The following is a 1,001-nucleotide window of genomic DNA, read 5'->3' as shown; positions in this document are numbered from 1 at the left end:
CGGCCAGCCCTTGGGCCGCACCATCCTGGGCCCGGCAGAGCGTGTCAGCAGCTTCAACCGCGAAGATCTGCGGAGTTTCGTGGCTGAGCATTACGGCCCCGGCCAGATGATCCTGGCGGCAGCTGGCGGCGTGGATCACGAAATGCTGGTGAAACTGGCTGAGCGGCTGTTCGGCCACATGGAAGCCAAGCCCGATTTCACCGCTGAAGGCGCGCGGTTCACCGGCGGCGAGGCGCGGCAGGTCAAGGATCTGGAGCAGGCGCATTTCGCGCTGGCTTTTGAAGGCCCCAGCTATCGCGATCAGTCGATGTATACCTCGCAGATCTACGCCAGCGCGCTTGGCGGCGGCATGTCCTCGCGGCTGTTCCAGGAGGTGCGCGAAAAGCGCGGTCTGTGCTACACGATCTTTGCGCAGGCCGGGTCTTATGCCGATACCGGCGCAATGACGGTCTATGCCGGCACCTCTGGCGAGCAGCTGGAGGAACTGGCAGGCATCACCATCGACGAGATGAAACGCGCCGCCGACGACATGACCGAGGCCGAGGTCGAGCGGGCCCGCGCCCAGATGAAGGCCGGGATGCTGATGGGGCTGGAAAGCCCGTCGAACCGGGCGGAACGTCTGGCGCGGCTGGTGCAGATCTGGGGCAAGGTTCCGTCGCTGGAGCACACGGTTGAGCGGATTGAGGCTGTGACCACCAAGGATGTGCGCGGCATGGCCGAGGAGATGGCGGTTTCCGCACCGGCGGCTCTTGCGCTTTATGGCCCGGTTGCAGACGCCCCGGCGCTGGAGAGGCTGCAGGAGAGGCGCGCCGCCTGATGCTGCTGAACCGCCGAAAGGTCCGCATTGAAACCGAGCGCCTGACCCTCAGGCCGCCGGTGCATGCGGATTTTCACGGCTGGGCGGCGCTGCGGCTGCAGAGCCAGCCGTACCTTACGCCGTGGGAGCCGAGCTGGGCGGCGGACCACCTCAGCCGCAAGTCCTTCACCAACCGGGTCTATTG

Annotated in this window: 1 protein-coding gene and 1 pseudogene; both read left to right on the top strand. The window is 66.0% G+C overall.

Features of this window, described 5'->3' with window-relative positions:
• On the top strand, positions 1-817 hold an 817-nt coding region (locus A2I95_RS42450; protein ID WP_291738223.1), incomplete at its 5' end, for a pitrilysin family protein.
• Positions 817-1,001: pseudogene (locus A2I95_RS42445) on the top strand (30S ribosomal protein S5 alanine N-acetyltransferase); the annotation flags it as partial. The gene A2I95_RS42450 and the pseudogene A2I95_RS42445, both read left to right, overlap by 1 nt.

The sequence above is a fragment of the Leisingera sp. F5 genome (genome assembly GCF_001593695.1).
Note: the sequence above shows the minus strand (reverse complement) of the source record. Positions and strands in the feature narration are given on the sequence as shown.